The following is a 19,844-nucleotide window of genomic DNA, read 5'->3' as shown; positions in this document are numbered from 1 at the left end:
GAGCTCGGTCCCGGGGATCCTCTAGAGTCCGAGTTCCGAAACCGCACAGTTCCTGAACACGCCGGTTCCTGAACTAGACTGTTTCCCATGACGGACACCACCCTCGCCGATGAGGACGTCGATCCCACCCCCAAGCTGGGTCGCAAGCGCGATCACTCCCGCGACCCCGAGATCCTCGCCCGGCCGGAGCTGACCGATCCCGACCAACGGGGCCATGCGGCCGAGAGCGTCGGCGACGGACGATGGATCCTTCACCGCGACACCGCGTCGGTGTACGTGAACCTCTCGCCCGAGCCGTGGACCGTCGAGCTCGTGGGCCGCGAGATCTGGCTCGCGACGACGGCGCACGAACAGCGCACGGATGCCGGACCCCTCGTGCTCTCGGCCGATTCCGCCGCTGTCGTCGGTGCGCGGGAGCAGGCGCCGTCGCTCTGATCCCGACGGCGCCGCACGTGTCAAGGGTCTGGCGCGCGACGGCATCCGTGCATACCTTCGATGGCATGGACGACTCGCGCCCGACCGGAACCGACCTTCTGCGCCAGATCGTGGTCATCTCCACGGTGGTCTTCATGATCATCGCCGCGATGGTGGGCACGGGGCTGTTCGGCGGCACCAATGTGCGTGAGCTGCAGGGCGGGGCGCTGGATGCCGATGCCACCGTGCTCGCGCCGGCGACGCCGGCTTTCTCGATCTGGTCGGTCGTCTACGTGCTGATGATCGCGTACACGATCTGGCAGGCGCTGCCGGGCCAGCGCGCGCGGGAGCGTCAGCGCCGCGCCGGCTGGTGGATCGCCGTCACCGCCGTGCTGAACGGCGCGTGGCTGTTGACGGCACAGTTCCTCACCCTTCCGCTGACCGTGCTCGCGATCGTGCTGCTCCTGGTGGCTTTGGGGGCGACGCTGCGCGTCCTCGTCCACACGCCGGCCGAGACGTGGAGCGATCGCCTGTTCATGGACGCGACCGTCGGCATCCATCTCGGGTGGGTGAGCCTGGCCACCGTCGCGAACATCACGGCGTGGCTGGCCGCTGAGGTCGTCGCGCCGATGGACGCCGACGCTCAGCAGCTCTGGGGGGTGATCGTGCTCGTGGTGGTCGCCCTCGTCGGCATCGCGATCGCGTTCGGCACCGGCGGGCGCATCACTCCGGCGCTCGCGATGTCGTGGGGGCTCGTGTGGATCGGTGTGGCGCGCAGCAGCGGTGAGCCGCTCGCGCCGGCGGTCGCCACGGCCGCCTTCATCGTGGCCGCGGTCATCCTGATCGCCGCCGTCGCCGCGGCCCTGCGGCGTCGGGCGGTGGCCGCGACGATCGGCGACTGAACGGTGCGGGTGCGGGCGAGGCCCGCTCAGAACGTCTGCGAGAAGGCGCGGAGGATCCGCACCGGCTCGGTGAGAGACGCGGCGAGCACCCGCGCGGCGATGCGATCGAAGTCGTTCGCTGCGAAGTAGCCGTCGTCGCGGTAGACGGCCATGCGCTCGGTGAACGCCCGGCCGGTGGGTTCGGGGTGGAACTGGGTCGCGTAGAGCGTTTCGCCGAGCCGATAGGCCTGAACGGGGCAGGCGTCGTTGGTCGCCAGCAGCACGGCGCCCTCGGGGAGGCGCCCGATGCCTTCCTTGTGCGCCGTCAGTGCCGCGAACGTCGACGCGAGACCCCCGAAGAGGCGATCCTGCTGGGCGTCCGCGGTCAGTGTGACCGTGGTCGGTCCGGTGTCCTCCGGGTACGCCCGGGTCACCTCGCCGCCGAGCGCGCGCGTCGCGACGCCGATGCCGTAGCACGTGAACAGTGCGGCGGTCTCGCCGGATGCCGCGGCCTGCGCCAGGTGGGCGAGGTCGCCCTCCAGGCGTCGCTGCGCATCGGTCTTGGCTGACTCGGGATCGGTCACGTTGAAGGGACTGCCGCCCACGACGGCGCCGCGCCAGCGTCGGGCCGCATCGGCGGGCCACGGGTCGCGCACGAGATCCCAGCGTTCCAACTCGTTCTCGTCCAGGCGCATCGCCTGACGGAATGATTCGTACTCGGCCGCTGCCGCACCCTGCTGCGGGCGGGCGCACACGTAGACGAGGGGAGACATGTCGAGAGTCTAGGCGGGCGTGCTTCGACGGGGCAGGTGTGTGACGTCGCTCACCGCGACGAGTTGGCGGTGCGCCCGCGGACGATGCCGATGAAGGTCTCGACGAACGCAGCGGCCGTGGCGTCCGGGCCCGTCGCCGGAGCGGCCGGCCACGCCAGAGCGATGCTCGAGGTCGGTCCGTCGGTGAGCGGGCGGTGCGCGGCATCCTTCCGGTGGTGCAGCCGCGCCAGCGACATGGGGACGATCACGATTCCCGCGCCGGATGCCGCGATCGCGATGGCGTCGGCGACGGTGTCCGGCGCAGCGAAGCGAGGGGTCTCGCCGCCTGGCACCTCGAGCTCCAGGGGCGGATGCTGCGGAACGATGATCACCTCTCCGCTCAGATCGGCGAGGGTCAACTCGTCCGCGGCGGTGAGATGGGAGTCGGCCGCGCAGACGACGACGGGCACTTCGTCGTACAGGCGGATGACGTGCAGGTCGGTGCGATCGATCGGCAGGCGCACGAGAGCCGCGTCGACCGTGGCCGTCGTCAGTGCCTGCCGTTGGTCGGCGATGCTCAACGGCGCGAGCTCGAGGGCTACGTGCGGCATCCGCTCACGCCAGGTGCCGATCCATTTTCCCGGAGTGGCGCCTTCGATCGCGCCGAGGCGGAAGCGGCCGCGCGCAGGTTCGGGCGCCGTCGACGTTGCCGGTCTCGGTCTCGCGCCCTTCGGCGCCCCGCCCGTGCCGGCAGCGCCCTTCTTCGTCCCACTCTTCTGAGGCGAGCGGCGAGCGGATGCCGAGGGCCGCGCGGGCCTGCCGGGTCGCCCGCCCGTTCCTCCCGTTCCGCGTCCGGCCATGCAGGCCAGCGTATCCCGCCGAGGGTGAGAGAGCTCAGGCGGCCAGGCGAAGGCCTCGGCGATCCGTGGCGACGCGCTCGCCGTCGGCGATCTGCTCATCGTCGCCGATGAGCGATCCGCCCGCCACGCGGGCGTGCGCGCCGACCACGGTGCGAACGCCGATCTTGGCGCGAGGGCCGATCGCGGCGCCCGATCCGATGTGCGCGTGCGGGGCGATCTCCACGTCCGGCCCGATCACGGCATCCGGTTCGATCCACGCGCCGCGGCCGATGTGAGCACCCGCGGCGATCTGCGCGCCCGGTTCGACATACGCGCCCGCTTCGACCAGCGCCGAGGCGTGCACCTTCGCGCCGTTGGCGATCAGGCCGCGGCCGTTGACGTGCTTGCGATAGCGCAGCGTCTGCCCACGCTCGTCTTCGATGTCGATGTAGTTCTTACCCACGAATCCCTCCTGGTATCCGCAACGGTGGCGACCGCCGGATCATTCCCACGGCCGGTCCGATGACGACGAGTCGCACGCGCCTTGCGAAGATGGATGCCGTGACCATCCCCGCGGACCCCGACCCGACGACCGGTCCCACCCTTGTCTTCGAAGCCAAGACCCAAGATCACTCGGTCGCGGAGGACATTCTCGGCATCCTCACAGGAACGTTCCTGGTCTCCCTGGGGCTGCACCTGCTGCACGCGGCCGGGGCAGTCACGGGCGGCACCGCCGGTCTCTCGCTGCTGCTGGGGTATGCCACGGGGTGGCCGTTCTGGATCCTGTTCGCCGCCGTCAACCTGCCGTTCGCGCTGCTCGCCGTGTGGCGGCGCGGCTGGGACTTCACGATCCGCACGATCGTCTGCATCGCACTGGTCTCCGGGCTCGCCCCGCTGCACGACGCGCTCTTCCCGATCAGCGGTCTCCAGCCGCTGTACGGCACCCTCGCGGGCAACCTGCTCGCCGGTGTCGGGGTACTGATCCTCTTCCGCCACCGCGGCAGCGTCGGCGGCATCAACATCGTCGGCCTCGAGATCCAGGACCGCACCGGTTTCCGCGCGGGGTGGACGATGATGATCTTCGACGTGCTGATCGTGGCGCTCGCGCTGCTGGTGGTCCCCTGGCCGAACGTGGTGATGAGCGCCGTCGGCGCGATCCTCCTCAACCTCGTGCTCGCCCTCAACCACCGCCCGGGCCGCTACCTCGGCCGCTGACACCGCGGCATCTTCCGTCGCCGCCGGGCCGGCGTGCGCCGCGTGGCTGGTGGCCCGCGCCGCACCGGATGCGGAGTCTGGCAACGGATGCGGAGGAGCGGATGCCGCGGCATCCGATTCTGTTGCGCTGATCCGATTCTGTTGCGGCGCGCTGGCAGGCGCCGACGTGGTGGCCGTGCCGCCGGGCTGGCGGCACGGGGCGAGTGGGCGCGGTCAGCTCTGGCAGCGGGGGCACCAGAACACGATGCGCTCGCTGGTCTGCGTGGCACCCAGCTCGGTGCGGCGGATCGGCGTGCCGCAGCGCAGGCACGGCTTGCGCTCTCGGCGGTAGACCCAGTTCTGCCGACCGGGACGGGTGTCACCGGTGAACGTCCGCGACGCGCGATCGCGGTTGGCGCGGATCATCCGCGCGGCCGTCTCGACGAGCCGGGCCGCATCCACGGCGGCGGCCGGCGTGGTGGGAAGGATGCCGCGGACGAACAGCAGCTCGTTGGCGTACTCGTTTCCCAATCCGGCAAGGTTGCGCTGATCGAGAATCGCGACGTGAACGGCCCGCTCGTCGGCGAGGATGCGCCGTGCCGCCTCCTCGGCGTCCCAATCCGGGCCGAGCAGATCGGGACCGAGGTGGCCGACCAGCTGGTCCTCGTCGGCGGTGGCGACGAGGTCGACCATCGCGATCTCGAAGCCCACGGCATCGACGGCCGCGGTGCCGACGATCGCGCGGGCCTGGTAGGCCGGAGCCCGCCAGCGTTCGCCGCGCCCGAACACCATCCAGCGCCCTTCCATCTTCAGATGCGAGTGCAGGGTGAACCCGCCGATGCGCATCAGCAGATGCTTGCCCCGCGGCACGACCTCGTGCACCACCTCGCCGGTCAGATCGGCCGTGGCGTGGCGTGGCACCCGCAGGTCGAACCGGACGACCTCGGCACCGGCGAGCGCCTCGTGCAACCGCCGCGCCGTGCGGAAGACGGTGTCGCCCTCAGGCATGAGCGGCTCCCGACGAGCGCGCGGGCAGCCGCCTCATCGCTGCCGTCGCAGGGTGAGGCCACGGCTGGACTCGACGAAGCCTGCGCTCTGCAGGGCGCGCCCGGACGCGGTGCCGTACACGAACGCTCCGGACACCTGCTCGACCGTGAGCGTGTCGAGGCGATGGGTGCGCGCCGTGGCCACCAGGCTGGCGGCAGCGGCGGCCAGCACCTCGTCGTCGTCGCTGAACACGAGCGCCGACCGGCCGCCGCGTTCGAGGTAGAACACCAGCTCGCCGTCGACCAGCGTGACGAGTCCGCCGGCTTTGCGCCCGGGACGATGCGAGACGCCGTCGAGCGCCGGCCAGGCCAGTGCGGCGCCGTACGGGTTCGCCGGATCGGTCGCCGCGAGCGTGACGGCGCGACGCGGCGGCGGGTCGGCGAGAGCGGCGTACTCACGGAGGCGATCGACGGTGGCGGATGCCGCGAACTGCGCGGCCCCGAGCTTCTCGATGAAGTAGCCGCGGCGGCAGTGCCCGGCATCCTCGAATCCGGCGAGCACGCGGTAGGCCTGTGCAAACCCTCCGGGGACGCCCTCGGCCTGCACGCTGCCGCGCGTCACGACGCCGTAGCGCTCCAGGAGCAGGCTCGCCGAGGCCGTCGCCCGCAGCGCGCCATCGGCAGACGGCTCGGGCAGCAGCGACCATCGTCCGCCGGCCATCGGCGCGCGCGGTGCGGCGGTGCGCGTGGCGGCCAGGGTCGTGGGGATGGAGGTCCCCCGGAACATGCGGGCGCGGGGAGCACGTCTCGCGGTGCGATGCGCCTGCGAGCCTCCGGCGAGCAGACCGCGAACGGGCGCAAAGGTGTCGTTGGTCACCCGTCCCGTCCAGGCGAGGTTCCAGAGCGCATCGATGACCGCCTGCTCGCTGGTCGCCTGCGTCATCGCTGCCAGCTGACCGGCGAAGAACGCGCCGCCGGCGCGGAGGGCTTCGATGATGCGCTGCTCCGTGTCGGAGGGTGCCTCCGGGTCTTCCGCCGGGGTGAGGGTGAGGGCCACGGTGTCGGCGGGGTGAAGGGCGATCCACCCGTCGCGGCCGGGCAACGAGCCGTGACCCGACCAGACGACGTCGCCGGTCGAGGTGAGCTCGTCGAGCATCGCCGGTGTGTAGTCGCTCACCCGCAGCGGCAGGATCAACGACTCCCACGCGCTGGCGGGAAGCGGTACGCCCGCGAGCTGCTCGATGATGGCGAGGACGCCGTCGACACCTTCGAGCGGGCGTCCGCCGGCCGCGCCCGCGATGTGCTGCCAGGCGGGGAGGAAGCGGGCGTACGAGGCCGGCGCCACGGGTTCGACGGTGCCGCGGATCGCGGCGAGCGAGCGCAGGCGCAGACGTCGCAGCACCTCGCTGTCGCACCATTCCAGGTCGTCGATGCCGGCGCGGGAAACGCCCTCGTCGTCGGCCATCGATCGCGGTGCGGCCCCCTCGGGCAGGAAGAAGCCGCTCGCCACGCGCCCTTGCGACTCCAGCCGTTGCAGCGCCTGGCGGGCGACGGCGCCGCCGACGCCGAGCCGCCGTGCGACGTCGGCCGTGCGGAACGGGCCGTGGGTGCGCGCGTAGCGCGCGACGAGGTCGGCGAGGGGGTCGGCGACGGGCTCGAGGAAGGCGAGCGGAATGCCGACGGGCAGCGCGGCGCCCAGAGCATCGCGGAGCCGCCCGGCGTCCTCGATGGCCGCGACCCGCTCGACACCGCCGACACTCACACGGATCGCCCGACGTGCCGCAACGAGCTGATCGAGGAAAGCGGATGCCGCGCCGTGCGTGCCCGCGTCGCTCTCGGCATCCGTCGGGGACGGTGCCACACCCGCAGACGCGTCCTGCGACTGCGCAGCCGGTGGGGCCAGTCGCGCCGCGACCTCGATCGCGTCGAGCGGTCCGAGAAGGCGCAGCAGGTCGGCGACGCCCTCCAGCCCGCGCACGCGCCGCGACGGGTCCAGCCGCTGTGCCTCGCGTTCGAACTGCGCGATCACGGCCGGGTCGAGCAACTCGCGCATCTCGACCTTGCCGAGCAGCTCGCCGAGCAGGGCGGGGTCGACCGAAAGAGCGGCCGCGCGACGCTCGGCGAGGGGCGAGTCGCCCTCGTACATGAAGGCGCCGACGTAGCCGAACAGCAGATCGCGGGCGAACGGCGAGGGGGTGCTCGTGGTGGTCTCGACCAGCCGGATCCGGCGGTCGCCGATGGAGCGGGCGATGCGCAGCAGCGCAGGGAGGTCGTAGACGTCCTGGAGGACTTCGCGCAGCGTCTCGAGGATGATCGGGAACGTCGGGTGGTTCTTGGCCACCTCCAGCAGCTGGGCCGACTTCTGGCGCTGCTGCCACAGCGGCGACCTCTTGTTCGGGTTCAGACGGGGCAGCAGCAGCGCGCGTGCGGCGCACTCGCGGAAGCGGGAGGCGAACAGCGCCGAGCCGCCGACCTCGTCGGTGACGAGTTGTTCGAGCTCGTCCGGCTCGAAGACGAACAGCTCTGCGCCGGGCGGCTCGCTCTCGGCATCCGGCACCCGCGCGATGATGCCGTCGTCGCTGGCGACCGCCGAGCCCTCGACGCCCAGCCGCTCCCGGATGCGCGCATTGACGGCCAGCGCCCACGGGGCGTGGACATGCATGCCGTACGGGGAATGCAAGATGATCCGCCAGTCGCCGACCTCGTCGCGCGAGCGCTCGACGGTCAGCGTGCGGTCGGTCGGGAGGCTTCCGGTGGCCTCCTTCTGCTCGTCGAGATAGGCCAGCAGGTTGCCGATCGCGTTGTCGTCGAGGCCCGATTCCCGCAGACGCGCCGTCGCCTTCTCGGCATCCGCTCCCGCCACCTCACGCGAGAACCGGCCGAGGGCTTCGCCCAGCTCGGCGGGCCGGCCGAGCCCGTCGCCGTGCCAGAACGGCAGCTTTCCCGGCTGACCGAACGCGGGCAGGACGTTGACGCGGTCGTGCGTGATCTCCACGATGCGCCAGCTCGTGGTGCCGAGCGTGAACACGTCGTTCACGCGCGACTCGTAGACCATCTCCTCGTCGAGCTCGCCCACCCGGGCGTTTCGCGTCTCGCCGGCGACGAAGACGCCGAACAGGCCGCGGTCGGGGATCGTGCCGCCACTCGTCACGGCCACGCGCTGGGCACCGGGGCGCGCCGTGAGGGTGCCGTGATCGCGGTCCCAGACGACGCGGGGACGCAGCTCGGCGAACTCGTCGGACGGGTACTTGCCGGCCAGCAGGTCGAGCGTCGCTTCGTAGGCCGAGCGGGGCAGCGTGCGAAAGGGCGCCGAGCGCCGCACCGTCTCGAACCAGCCCTCGACGTCCACCGGCCCGACGGCGCACGCGGCGATCGTCTGCTGCGCGAGGATGTCGAGCGGATTCTGCGGCACGCTGATCGCCTCGATCTGGCCCGCGAGCATGCGTTCGGTCACCACCGCGGTGTGGAGGACATCGCCGCGGTGCTTGGGGAACAGTGCGGCCCGGCTCACCTCGCCCACCTGATGGCCCGCCCGTCCGACACGCTGGAGTCCCGAGGCGGCGGACGGCGGTGCCTCGACCTGGATCACCAGATCGACGTCGCCCATGTCGATGCCGAGCTCCAGCGAACTCGTCGCGACGACGCAGCGCAGGATGCCGCGCTTCAGTTCGTCTTCGACCTGGGCGCGCTGCTCCTTCGACACCGAGCCGTGGTGGGCCTTCGCCAGCTCCGGCGGGGCTCCGGCGCTCGCTCCCGCCTGGGCCATCGTGGCGGCCGGAACCGTCTGCGCGGGCAGATCGAGCCCGAGCCGCTCCGCGTAGATCTCGTTGAGGCGCCCCGTGAGGCGCTCGGCGAGACGCCGCGAGTTCGCGAACACGATCGTCGAGCGATGCGCCAGGACGCGGTCGACGATGGCCTCCTCCACGTGCGGCCAGACCGAGCCGGTGACCTCGGACGGCTGCGACGGCGTGAACCAGTCGCCGTCGCCCTCGGCATCCGCCGCCGCCTCCGCGTCGGGATCGGTCCGCTCCGGCGGTGGGGGAGGGTTGAGCATGTCGCTCATCGGCACCACGACGCGCAGATCGAACGCCTTCGTCGCACGCGGGGCGACGATCTCGACCGGCGCGGAGCCGCCGAGGAAGCGCGCCACCTCGTCGATGGGGCGCACGGTGGCCGAGAGCCCCACGCGTTGCGCGGGCGCGCGCTCGGGGTCGTCGCCGCGACGCAGCGCGTCGAGTCGTTCGAGGCTGACGGCCAAGTGAGCGCCGCGCTTGGTCGCCGCGACCGCGTGCACTTCGTCGACGATCACCGTGTGCACGTCGCGCAACGTCGCCGCCGCCTGCGAGGTGAGCATCAGATACAGCGACTCGGGCGTCGTGATGAGGATGTCGGGCGGGTCAGTGACGAGTCGGCGGCGATCGGCGGCCGGAGTGTCTCCCGAGCGCACGCCGACGGTGACCTCGGGGAGCGGGATGCCGAGGCGCCTCGCCGCCTGCCCGATTCCCACCAACGGCGAGCGGAGGTTGCGCTCGACGTCGACGCCGAGCGCCTTGAGCGGAGAGATGTAGAGGATGCGCGTGCCGGCGGCATCCTTCTTCCTCGCCGCCTTCTTCCGGGAGCCAGGGGGCTGCTGGGCGGCAGCGGGCTGCTTGGGCGCAGCGGGGTCTTCCGCCGCCTCGGACGCTCGCGGCGCCGGAGCCTTCTCACGGAAGACGCGGTCGATGGCCCAGAGGAACGCCGAGAGGGTCTTGCCCGAGCCGGTGGGAGCCACGACGAGGGCGTGCTTGCCGGCGGAGATCGCATCCCACGCCCCCGCCTGAGCGCTCGTGGGCTGGGCGAAGGCGCCGCGGAACCAGTCCTGGGTCGCAGGACCGAACCGCTCAAGCACATCGGCCATCGCTCCATCATCGCGCGGACCTCCGACACGCGGGGTCGCGCTCGCGCGCGGCGAACACCGACGCGTCGGGGCGGCGGAGCGCGCCCGCCGCCCCGAGGGCCGGATCAGCCGGACGCGACCTCGGCCAGCACCCCCTCCCGCAGCTCGAGCACGAGGTCGGGATCGATCCTCCCGAGGAAGCCGTCGTCGTGGCTGACCACGACGACGGCGCCGCGGAACGCCGACAGCGCGGCGACGAGCTGGTCGACCGTGTCGAGATCGAGGTTGTTCGTCGGCTCGTCGAGCACCAGCAGCTGCGGTGCCGGCTCGGCCATCACGAGGCATGCCAGCGCGAGGCGGAAGCGCTCACCGCCCGACAGCGCCGACACCGGGCGCAGCACCGTGGCCCCGCGGAGCAGGAACCGTGCGAGACGGTTGCGCAGCTCGACGTCGCCGACGCCGGGTGCGGCGCGGCGCAGGTTCTCCAGCGGCGCCGCCTCCTCATCCAGTCGGTCGATCCGCTGCGACAGGTACCCGACGCGGTCGGTGTGGGCGGTCGCGTGTACAGGACTCCGCCTGGGCGGGCCCTCCGGACCACCGGCACCGCCGGCGGCAGCGGTTGAGGCGGAGTTGTGCACGTCGTCGTGCTCCGACGACACCGAGCCACTCGAGACGAGCCGTTCGAGGAGGGTCGTCTTGCCTGCTCCGTTCGGACCGATCAGCGCGACCCGCTCCGGGCCCTGGATGACCCACGACCGCTCGCCGTCACCGATCGTCGCGATCCGCCGGCCCGCGGCGACGCCGGGGTCGGGGAGGTCGATGTGCACCGACTCGTCGTCGCGCACGCGACGTTCGGCGGCGTCGAGCACGGCTCTCGCCTCCATCTCCTTGTCGCGCGCCTCGATGCGAAGCCGCCCGGCGGACACCTGTGCCGAGCGCTTGCGGGCTCCCATGATGATCTTCGGCACGCGCTTCTCTGCGTACGCCTTGTTGCCCACCGCCGTCCGGGTGGCCAGCACCTGGTCCTGGTGGATGCGGTCGCGCTTCTCGCGTCGTACCTGTTGGCGAGCGGCCGACTCGGCCTGCCGTGCGGCGGCCTGTTCCTCCTCATGGGCTGCGCGCCACGCGGAGTACGGACCGCCGAACGTCGTCAGCGCACTGCCGTAGAGCTCGGCCGTCTCGTCCATCTGCTCGAGCAGTGCCGTGTCGTGGCTCACGACGATGAGCGTGCCCCGCCAGCTCCGTACGAGCTCGTATACCCGCGCCCGCGCATCGCGGTCGAGATTGTTGGTGGGCTCGTCCAGCAGCGCGATGGGTGCACCGCGCAGCCGCACTCCGACCAGCGCCGCGAGCACGGCTTCGCCGCCGGAGAGGGCGCGGACGCGTCTGTCGAGCGCGTCGGCGGGCAGGCCCGCTTCGGCGAGCGCGGCCTGGGCCCGCGCTTCCACGTCCCAGTCGTCGCCGACGGCATCGAAGTGACGCTGGTCGACGTCGCCGGAGGCGATGGCGCGCACGGCATCCAGGGACGTGTCGACGCCCAGCAGAGCGGCGACGCGGGTGTCTTCGGGGACCCGCTGGGGCATCACATCGACGGTGCCGCTGCGAAAGACGGTGCCGGATGCCGGGACGCGGGTGCCCGCGATGAGGCCGAGCAGCGTGGACTTGCCGGCGCCGTTGCGTCCGATGAGTCCGGTGCGCACATCGGAGAAGGCTCCGGAGACGCTGTCGAGAGCGACGGTGCCGTCCGGCCAGGTGAAGGTGACGCGGTCGAGCACGACCGCGGGAGAAGCGTGGGGCATGGGTGCCTCCTGTCGGTGACGGGAACAGTGTCGGAGCGCGGGCGCGCACGACACCGTTCCCGGGACGACGGGAGGGGGTCGACGGCCGGCGCGGATAAGGATGCGCCGACGCGTCGAGAACCCGGGTTCCGAAGAGGGACGGCGGGATCGACGTCTCAGCGCGCAATCACAGCGCGGCGTCGAAACCCTTCAACGGTCTTCCTCACGGTCGGGACAGGAACGCCGACAGCCTAACGCACCCGCCCTCCGAAGGCCACAGCCGGCTCAGCCCTCCGCGGCGGCGAGCTGCTTCTCGAGGAAGACGCGGACGTCGTCGAGCTCCTCCTGCGACACGCTGTGGGTCAGCCCGGCATAGACGCGACCGCTCAAGGTCGCGTGCTCCGGCAGCCACTGCACCGTGTGGGTCACCGCGGCCGGCGGAATGACCTCGTCGCGGGCGCCCCGTCCCCAGAAGACCGGCGGGCGGCGTTCGGCGAGCGTCCCGTCGCCCGGAAGGGGGGTCGGGTCCGCATAGCCGGCGAGGTTCACGACGAACGCGAACCGTTCGGGGCGCAGGCGCAGGGCCTGCAGAGCGACCGCGGCGCCCTGGGAGAAACCGAGGATGCCGATCGTCTCGGCATCCGTCGTCCGATCGAGCCACGCGATCAGGGCGTCGGCGGCGTCCGTCACTGCGGTGCTCGAGCGTCCGTCGAGTCCCTCGATCGGGTACCACGACCAGCCGGGGGCGGGAAACGGCGGAGCCAACGGCGCGCGGACGGCGGCCAGCACGAACGCGTCGGGCAGGAACGGAGCGAGCCCGAACAGGTCGCGCTCGTCCGAGCCGTAGCCGTGCAGGAGCAGCAGCACGGGTCTGCCGCTTCGCGCCTCGGGGCCTTCGGACCAGAGGACGGCCCCGTCGTCGATCGCGATCGCGCTCATCACCCCATCCTCGCAGGAGGTGTCGACGCTCGCGTCGTCGCCCGGCCGACGCCGCGGACGCGCCATGGGCGGCGGTGCGGGTATACATGGAGGCATGGCCGTTCGCACCCCCGACCCCGATCCGAACGAACGCGACGACGACGGGACCCCTCGCGACCCGCTGCGCGGCTTCGGGGGAGGGGCCGGTCGTCCCGGGCACCCCCTCGGCGACGGCACGTTCGGCTCGCCGGCTCCGGAAAGCGCCGGAAACCCCGGCTGGTTGAGCGACGTCGAGCTCGCCGAGGCCCGTCGGCGGCTGCCGATCCTCTACGTCGAGGCGGTGCCGGTGCGCACGGACGGCGTGGGTGCGGTGACGCAGGTCGGCGTGCTGCTGAGGGCGACGCCGCTGGGGGAGATCACCCGGTCGATCGTGTCGGGGCGGGTGCGCTATGGCGAGACGGTGCGCGACGCCCTCTTCCGTCATCTCGAGAACGACCTCGGTCCGATGGCGTTCCCGCAGCTCCCGCCGCAACCGGTGCCGTTCACGGTGGCCGAGTACTTCCCCCTGCCCGGGGTCAGCGCCTTCCACGACGACCGTCAGCATGCGGTGTCGCTGGCGTTCGTCATCCCGGTCACCGGGACGTGCGAGCCGCGCCAGGATGCCCTGGAGGTCACGTGGATGACCCCCGAGGAGGCGTCGTCCGACGCCCTGGCCGCCGAGATGGAGGGCGGGCGCTCGACGCTCATCCGTCTGGCTCTCGCCAGCGTCGGCGCGCTGCGCTGACCGCCCCGCCGCCGAACCGACTCTCGAACCCAGGTGATCACCGTGCCCCGCAGTGAGATGCTCGTCGAGGTCGCCGGCGCGCTGCCGCTGGCGCTGCTGCTGTCGTTCGTGATCGCCTGGGTGCTGCGTCGCCTCTTCGGTGCCCGGCTCTCCCTGCCGCTGTCGGTCATGACGATCGTGTCGCTGCTGGGAGTGAGCCTGGGGCTCTTCCTGGCGGGGTGGTTCTTCGTCGGGCTGAGACTGTGGATGCCGACCGCACTGCTGCTGTCGGCCGGCAGCAGCCTCGGGCTGTCGTTCCTCGTCGCCGGCGTGGCGGCGCTGCTGCGCCGCGACGGGGCCATCGACGTCGCCGCGCTCCTGGAGAAGGGCGAGAGCGACCGCGTCGAGTTCAAGGAGACCGCGCGCTGGAACGTCCGTGACGACAAGAAGGACGCGCGGATGGAGCAGGTGGTCGCGAAGACCGTCGCCGCCTTCCTCAACAGTTCCGGGGGAACACTGCTCATCGGCGTCGACGACGACGGCCGCGTGCATGGTCTCGATCGCGACTTCGCGACCCTCCGCACCCCCGACGCCGACCGGTTCGAGCTCTGGCTGCGCGACATGCTGACGGCGAGTCTCGGAAAGAACGCCGCTGCCATGCCGCGTATCCGTTTCGCCGAGGTCGACGGCGCCACGGTCTGCGCCGTACGCTGCCCGCGAGCGCCCGAGCCCGTCTTCGTCGCCCAGGGCGGCGGCACCGAGTTGTGGGTGCGGGTCGGCAACTCGACCCGCGCGTTCGGCGTCGACGAAGCCGTGACCTACGTCGCCCGGCACTTCCGGCCCACCCTCACCGATCTTCTGCTCGGGCGTCGCTGACGACGACACCGTGACGATCGACTTCTCCGATATCATTCGCGTGCCGGCACGCCCGAGTCGGTGACATGCCGCCGCGCCCGCCGGGGCGGGCGCCGCTTCGGAGTGTTGCCATGACCGACCGCCACGAGTCCGACCAGTCCGCCTTCGACGACCTCATGTCGGGGTCGCACGAGTCCCGATCGGACGGGGACGCGGCGTCGTTTCCCACCGTCTTCCGCGGCTACGACCGCGCCGCCGTGGATGCCGCGCTCGCGGCGTTGATGGCCGACGCCGACGCCCGCCGCGCCGACGCCGACGCGCTCACCCGTCAGCTCGAGACCGCGCAGCAGCAGGAGCACGAGCGCACCGACGAGCTCGCGCGGCTCCAGGCGCGCGTCGCGCAGCTGGAGAGCGACCTCGCGGTGCAGTCCGCGCGTGCCGACAACGCAGAGGACAAGGTGCAGACCCTCTCGGCGGAGTTCGTGAGCTCCGCCGCGGAGTCCTCCCACGAACGCGAGCGGTTCGAGGACGTGCTGCGGGTCGCGGAGGACCAGGCATCCGTGATCATCAAGAACGCGAGCGTGCAGGCGGAGCGTCTTCTCCAGGTCGCCCGCGAGGAGATCGCCGCGCAGCGCGCAGCGGCTCACGCCGATATCGAGACGGTGCGCGCCCAGGCGGCGACGGATGCCGCACAGGCGAGACTGACGATCGATACCGAGCTGACGGCGCACACCGCCCAGCTCGAGCGCGAAGCGGCGCACGCCGCCGAGAAGGTCGCCCAGGCCGAACAGGAGGCCGCTGCCATCCGCACCGAAGCCGAGAAGGGCGCCGCGGCCCTGCGTGCTCTCGTCTCGCGCGAGACGGAGCAGCTCCGCGCGGAGGCGGAGGACGCGGTGCGCGAGCAGCGCCTGCGCGCACTCGAGTTCGAGGAGGCCCTGAGCCGCCGGCAGGACGATGCCCAGCAGGAGTTCCTGATGCTGCACAACCAGGCCGTCGCGCACGCCGAGCGCATCACGCAGGACGCCAACGACCAGGTCGCCGCATCGCTGGAGCACGCGCAGCGCATCACGGCGAAGGCCGACGACTTCGACAAGCTCATGCGCGCCCAGGCTCAGCAGCACGAGGCCGACGCCCGGCTGCGGTCGCGCGAGATCCTGGATCGCGCGAGCGTCAAGGCGCAGAAGATCATCGACACCGTCACCGGGCATTCGCAGAGCGTGCTGCGCGACGCCGAAGACCGCGCGCGGGCGCTGCGCTGGCAGCAGCAGCAGTTGACGAGCTTCATGTCCGAGGTCAAGGAACTGCTGCGCACCGAGGCGGCGGCGGCCGACGGCGTCGAGGCCGCGTCGGTACCCGGTGCCGAGGAGATCGACGACGATCACGCGCCGCAGTGATCGCCGATCGGTGACGTCGCGGGCCCGACGTAGGCTCGGAGCATGACCTCGATCGAGCCCCTCGTCTTCCCGACCGACGCCGACGGTTGGGCGGCATTCGCGTCCGGACGCCCCGCCGCCGCTGTCGCCCTCGTCGCCGATGTCGACGCCCGCCTCGTCGGCGCGGCGGACGAGATGGATGCCGCGACGCGCCTGGATCTGTGGAACGACGCCGACCTGGCGCTGCGTCAGGCCACGTGCGAGGCCTATCTCCTGAGTGAGGCGCACCCGGATGCCGAGGTGCGCCGCGTCGCGGAAGCCCAGGTGCAGGCGCTCGAGGCGCTCTCGGCATCCCGGCTTCTCGACGCGAAGCTCTTCGCCGCGTTCGAGGCGCTGACCGATGAGGATCTCGACGCCGACCAGATGCGCCTGCTCGCCGAGGTGCGCCGCGACTTCCGCCGCGGGGGCGTCGCCCTTCCTCCGGACGACCGCGATCGCGTGCGCGTGCTCACCGACCGCGACACGGAGCTGAGCCTCGAGTTCTCGCGCAACATCCGCGACGGGCGGCGGGAGGTCCGTGTCGCGCCCGAGGCTCTGGCGGGTCTGCCGCAGGACTTCATCGACGCGCATCCCGTGGACGACGACGGACTGATCGTGCTCACCACCGAGTACACCGACCTCATGCCGGTGCGAGAATACGCGACCGACCGCGCGACCCGCGCGGCGCTCGTCGCGGCCTACAACGACCTCGCGTGGCCGGCGAACGACGCGGTGCTCGCCGAACTGCTGGCGGTCCGCGCCGAGCGGGCGCAGCTGCTCGGCTACCGAGACTGGGCCGACTACGAAACCGAGACCCGCATGATCGGCGCCGGACGCCCCGACGGCGGCAGTGCGGCGATCGCGGAGTTCCTCGCGCGTCTCGACGATGCGTCGGCCGCCGCCGCCGCGGGTGAGTACCCCGCGCTGCTCGAGCGGCTGCGACAGGATGACCCGTCGGCCACCGAGGTCACCATCGCCGACTTCTTCTACCTTCTCAGCGCGCTGCGGCGTGAGCGTCACGACGTCGACGCCCAGCTGGTGCGCTCGTATTTCTCGTTCGACCGCGTGCTGCCGGGCGTGCTCGACACGACCGCGCGACTGCTGGACGTCGAGTACGTTCCCGTCGAGATTTCTGCCTGGCATGACGACGTGCGCTCCTACGACGTGATCCGCCGCGGCGAGCGGCTCGGACGCATCCACCTCGACCTGCATCCGCGCGACGGCAAGTACAACCACGCCGCGTGCTTCCCCCTCGCGCCCGGCGTGACGGGACGCGTGCTGCCCGAGGCGGTGCTGCTGTGCAACTTCGCGCGCGGGCTGATGACCCACGACGAGGTCGTCACGTTCTTCCACGAGTTCGGTCACCTCGTGCACGACATCCTCGGCGGCGCCCAGCGCTTCGTGCGCTTCTCGGGGGTCGCCACGGAGTGGGACTTCGTCGAGGCACCGAGTCAGCTGTTGGAGGAGTGGGCGTGGGATGCCGAGGTCCTCGCATCCTTCACGGCGAACGCCGACGGCGAGCCGATCCCGGCCGACCTCGTCGCCAAGATGCGCGTCGCCGACGGGTTCGGCCGCGCACTGGAGGTGCGCCGTCAGCTCGGTCACGCCAACGTCTCCTACCACCTGCACGTCGACCGTCCGGCGGACCTGCAGGCGGCCACCGAGCACTGGTACGCCTCGACGAGCCCCGTGCAGCCGCTGCGCGGGCTGCACTCGTACGCCGGATTCGGGCATCTCACGGGGTACGGCGCCTGCTACTACACGTACCAGTGGAGCCTCGTGATCGCGCGCGACCTGCTCTCGGGCTTCGGCGGCGACCTCATGGATGCCGAGGCGGCGACCCGCTACCGTCGTGAGATCCTCGAGCCCGGCGGCAGCCGGGACGCGACCGCGCTCGTCGAGGCTTTCCTGGGGCGGCCCTCCTCGTTCGACGCCTACCGCGAATGGCTCGCGGGCGCCTGACCGGCGGCAAGAGCGCGGGTCTCAGGTGAGGCGGGCGAGCTCCGCGATGAACGCGTCGACGTCGTCCTCGGACGTGTCGAAGGAGCACATCCAGCGGACTTCGTTCTTCGCCGCGTCCCAGTCGTAGAAGCGGAAGCTCTCACGGAGGGTGTCGGCGACACCGTCCGGCAGCACCGCGAACACGCCGTTGGCCTGCGTCGGCTGGCTGAACGACACCCCCGTGATCGACCCGTCGGCGATGCCCGCCTCGACGCCGGCACGAAGCCGCTGGGCCATCGCGTTGGCGTGGCGGGCATTGCGCAGGTACAGGTCTCCCTCGAGCAGCGCCACCAGCTGAGCGGAGATGAAGCGCATCTTCGACGCCAGCTGCATGTTGAGCTTGCGCAGGAACAGAAGTCCTTCCGCGGCATCCGGGTTCAGGACAACCACGGCCTCTCCGCCCAGCGCGCCGTTCTTCGTCCCACCGAAGCTCAGCACGTCGACGCCGACATCGGTCGTGAAGGCGCGCAGCGGCAGGTCGAGCGCCGCAGCCGCGTTGGAGATCCGGGCGCCGTCGAGGTGCAGGCGCATACCGTGCGCGTGCGCGTGGTCGGCGAGGGCTGCGATCTCGTCGGGGTTGTAGAGGGTTCCGAGTTCGGACGACTGCGTGATCGAGACGACGAGCGGCTGCGCGCGGTGCTCGTCACCCCACCCCCAGGCCTCGCGATCGACGAGCTCGGGGGTGAGCTTGCCGTCGTCGGTGGGGACGTTCAGGATCTTGATCCCCGCCACGCGCTCCGGAGCACCGCCTTCGTCGACGTTGATGTGCGCGGTGGATGCCGCGATCACCGCACCCCAGCGTGGGAGCATCGACTGCAGCCCGACGACGTTCGCGCCCGTTCCGTTGAAGACGGGGAACGCCTCGACGCCCGCACCGAAGTGGTGGCGGAACACCTCCTGCAGTCGGGCCGTGTACGCGTCCTCGCCGTACGCGATCTGGTGTCCGTGATTGGCGGCGGCGATGGCCTCGAGGATCTCGGGGTGGACGCCCGAGTAGTTGTCGCTGGCGAAGCCGCGCACGGCGGTGTCGTGGAGAGTCGTCACGGACATCCAATCTAGTTCGACGCGCCGAGAGCGACGATCGTGTCGTTGACGGCGGCGGCGTCGAGGTCCCACAGACCGACGAACGCACGGGCCAGCTCGTCCTCGAGACCCTCGAGCGCGCGGATGCGGAAGATGGCGGATGCCGCGCTCTGCGGCATCGAGCGATCGCGCGCGTCCTTCGCGAACCCCTGCGCCATCGCCCGCGCCCACGTCTCCTCGGCCGCCTTGACGGCCGCGTAGTTCGCGCCGCCGGCCAGGGGACGCGCGACCGCCGTGGACGACACGATCGCCGCGCGTGCAGCGGCGGAGGCACGCAGATCGTCCCACCATGCTCTCGTGACGTGCCGCAGGGCGCTCAGTCCGCTCTCGAGATCTCGGTAATCGGCCTCGGTCTGACCGCGCAGCCCTCCACCGCCGCGCCAGCCGCCGACGAGGTGCAGCAGCCCATCGAGGCGGACGCCGTCCGCCGCGAGCGTCGCCGCGAAGCGCGCGACCTCCGCTTCGTCGGCGAGGTCGCACACGGCGGTGCGGGCGCCCAGTTCTCGGAGGGGGATCAGAGCGTCCGCCCGTCGCCCCACCGCGATGACGTTCGCCCCCGCCGCCACGAGCGCGCGTGCGGCGGCGTGCCCGCTCGCGCTCGTCGCACCGGCGATCATGACCGAGCGCCCGCGCACGCCGTCACCCATCGCGGCCCGTGATGCCCGTGGTCGAGGCGATGACGCTCTGCATCTTCTTGTCGAGCGCCTCGAAGAACATCGACAGAGGGAACTCGTCGTCCAGCACGGCTCCTTCGCGAGCACGTACTCCGGGTTCTGCGGCCAGATCGCGCCCGTGTGGATCACGGCGTCGACATCGTCGGGGAGATTGGCCGCATCGTGCCCGACATGCACCGTAGCGCCCCGCGCAGCGAGAGCGCGCAGGGCGGCGCTGTCGGCACGGTCGGAGCCGGAGACGCGGATGCCCCGATCGAGGAACATGCCGGCCAGCCCCGACATGCCCGATCCACCGATCCCGATGAAGTGGGCGGCGGTGATGTCGTCGGGGATGGGCAGGCTCAGGTCGGGTCGAATCATGGCTCGTCAAGTCTAGGTCGACGCCGACTCTAGAGGATCCCCGGGACCGAGCTCGAAT

16 protein-coding genes and 2 pseudogenes are annotated in these 19,844 nt (G+C 71.6%); 7 read left to right on the top strand and 11 right to left on the bottom strand.

What is annotated here, in order from left to right:
* The first annotated feature begins 87 nt into the window (after positions 1–87).
* On the top strand, positions 88–435 hold the full coding sequence (locus I5I_RS04230) for a DUF3459 domain-containing protein (RefSeq protein WP_036316763.1): 348 nt from the start codon (positions 88–90) through the stop codon (positions 433–435).
* Between the two features lie 65 nt (positions 436–500).
* A complete protein-coding gene (locus I5I_RS04225; protein ID WP_036316762.1) occupies positions 501–1,316 on the top strand; it encodes a tryptophan-rich sensory protein in 816 nt (271 codons plus the stop codon).
* Between the two features lie 26 nt (positions 1,317–1,342).
* Here the strand turns inward: I5I_RS04225 and I5I_RS04220 are convergent, their stop codons facing one another.
* The 3 genes from I5I_RS04220 to I5I_RS04210 are packed head-to-tail and all read right to left on the bottom strand — an operon-like array spanning position 1,343 to position 3,349.
* Complete coding sequence (locus I5I_RS04220; protein WP_036316761.1) at positions 1,343–2,068, bottom strand: glutamine amidotransferase-related protein; 726 nt, start codon at positions 2,066–2,068, stop codon at positions 1,343–1,345.
* Between the two features lie 50 nt (positions 2,069–2,118).
* Positions 2,119–2,907, bottom strand: a complete 789-nt coding sequence (locus tag I5I_RS04215) for a LysR substrate-binding domain-containing protein (RefSeq protein ID WP_083867929.1) — start codon at positions 2,905–2,907, stop codon at positions 2,119–2,121.
* 34 nt (positions 2,908–2,941) lie between these two features.
* Positions 2,942–3,349 (bottom strand): UDP-3-O-(3-hydroxymyristoyl)glucosamine N-acyltransferase, encoded by a 408-nt coding sequence (locus I5I_RS04210; protein ID WP_005050582.1) that lies wholly within the window; start codon positions 3,347–3,349, stop codon positions 2,942–2,944.
* Between the two features lie 89 nt (positions 3,350–3,438).
* Between I5I_RS04210 and I5I_RS04205 the strand changes: the two genes are divergently transcribed.
* Complete coding sequence (locus tag I5I_RS04205) at positions 3,439–4,101, top strand: YitT family protein (protein WP_036316769.1); 663 nt, start codon at positions 3,439–3,441, stop codon at positions 4,099–4,101.
* A gap of 213 nt (positions 4,102–4,314) precedes the next feature.
* On the opposite strand, the gene I5I_RS04200 is transcribed toward I5I_RS04205, so the two are convergent.
* The 4 genes from I5I_RS04200 to I5I_RS04185 form a co-directional block, all read right to left on the bottom strand.
* Positions 4,315–5,088 carry a DNA-formamidopyrimidine glycosylase family protein gene (locus tag I5I_RS04200; protein WP_036316760.1) on the bottom strand — a complete coding sequence of 258 codons (774 nt, stop codon included), beginning with the start codon at positions 5,086–5,088 and terminating at the stop codon, positions 4,315–4,317.
* Between the two features lie 33 nt (positions 5,089–5,121).
* Entirely contained in the window at positions 5,122–9,963 is a 4,842-nt protein-coding gene (locus I5I_RS04195; protein WP_036316758.1) for an ATP-dependent helicase, read from the bottom strand.
* Between the two features lie 104 nt (positions 9,964–10,067).
* The gene (locus tag I5I_RS04190) at positions 10,068–11,741 is read right to left on the bottom strand and encodes an ABC-F family ATP-binding cassette domain-containing protein (protein WP_036316756.1); all 1,674 of its coding nucleotides are present in this window, start codon (positions 11,739–11,741) and stop codon (positions 10,068–10,070) included.
* A gap of 264 nt (positions 11,742–12,005) precedes the next feature.
* Positions 12,006–12,659, bottom strand: a complete 654-nt coding sequence (locus I5I_RS04185) for an alpha/beta hydrolase (RefSeq protein ID WP_036316767.1) — start codon at positions 12,657–12,659, stop codon at positions 12,006–12,008.
* A 94-nt stretch (positions 12,660–12,753) separates the two neighbouring features.
* Here I5I_RS04185 and I5I_RS04180 point away from each other — a divergent pair, with 94 nt between their 5' ends.
* The 4 genes from I5I_RS04180 (at position 12,754) to I5I_RS04165 (ending at position 17,630) form a co-directional block, all read left to right on the top strand.
* Entirely contained in the window at positions 12,754–13,422 is a 669-nt protein-coding gene (locus I5I_RS04180; RefSeq protein WP_036316754.1) for an NUDIX hydrolase family protein, read from the top strand.
* 42 nt (positions 13,423–13,464) lie between these two features.
* Positions 13,465–14,277, top strand: coding sequence for an AlbA family DNA-binding domain-containing protein (locus I5I_RS04175; RefSeq protein WP_239640012.1), 813 nt, complete (start codon positions 13,465–13,467; stop codon positions 14,275–14,277).
* 110 nt (positions 14,278–14,387) lie between these two features.
* A complete protein-coding gene (locus I5I_RS04170; RefSeq protein ID WP_036316752.1) occupies positions 14,388–15,650 on the top strand; it encodes a DivIVA domain-containing protein in 1,263 nt (420 codons plus the stop codon).
* Positions 15,651–15,692: 42 nt separating this feature from the next.
* On the top strand, positions 15,693–17,630 hold the full coding sequence (locus I5I_RS04165) for a M3 family metallopeptidase (RefSeq protein ID WP_036316749.1): 1,938 nt from the start codon (positions 15,693–15,695) through the stop codon (positions 17,628–17,630).
* Between the two features lie 21 nt (positions 17,631–17,651).
* Here the strand turns inward: I5I_RS04165 and I5I_RS04160 are convergent, their stop codons facing one another.
* The 4 genes and pseudogenes from I5I_RS04160 to I5I_RS16260 form a co-directional block, all read right to left on the bottom strand.
* Positions 17,652–18,719, bottom strand: a complete 1,068-nt coding sequence (locus I5I_RS04160) for a threonine aldolase family protein (RefSeq protein WP_036316748.1) — start codon at positions 18,717–18,719, stop codon at positions 17,652–17,654.
* Between the two features lie 5 nt (positions 18,720–18,724).
* Positions 18,725–19,399 carry an SDR family NAD(P)-dependent oxidoreductase gene (locus I5I_RS04155; protein WP_036316746.1) on the bottom strand — a complete coding sequence of 225 codons (675 nt, stop codon included), beginning with the start codon at positions 19,397–19,399 and terminating at the stop codon, positions 18,725–18,727.
* Positions 19,392–19,499, bottom strand: a pseudogene (locus I5I_RS17440) (DUF6421 family protein); the annotation flags it as partial. The gene I5I_RS04155 and the pseudogene I5I_RS17440, both read right to left, overlap by 8 nt.
* Positions 19,499–19,786, bottom strand: a pseudogene (locus I5I_RS16260) (Mur ligase domain-containing protein); the annotation flags it as partial. The pseudogenes I5I_RS17440 and I5I_RS16260, both read right to left, overlap by 1 nt.
* Positions 19,787–19,844 lie beyond the last annotated feature (58 nt).

Source organism: Microbacterium sp. B24, from assembly GCF_000333415.1.
GTDB lineage: Bacteria > Actinomycetota > Actinomycetes > Actinomycetales > Microbacteriaceae > Microbacterium.
This window is presented reverse-complemented; position numbering and strand designations above follow the sequence as displayed.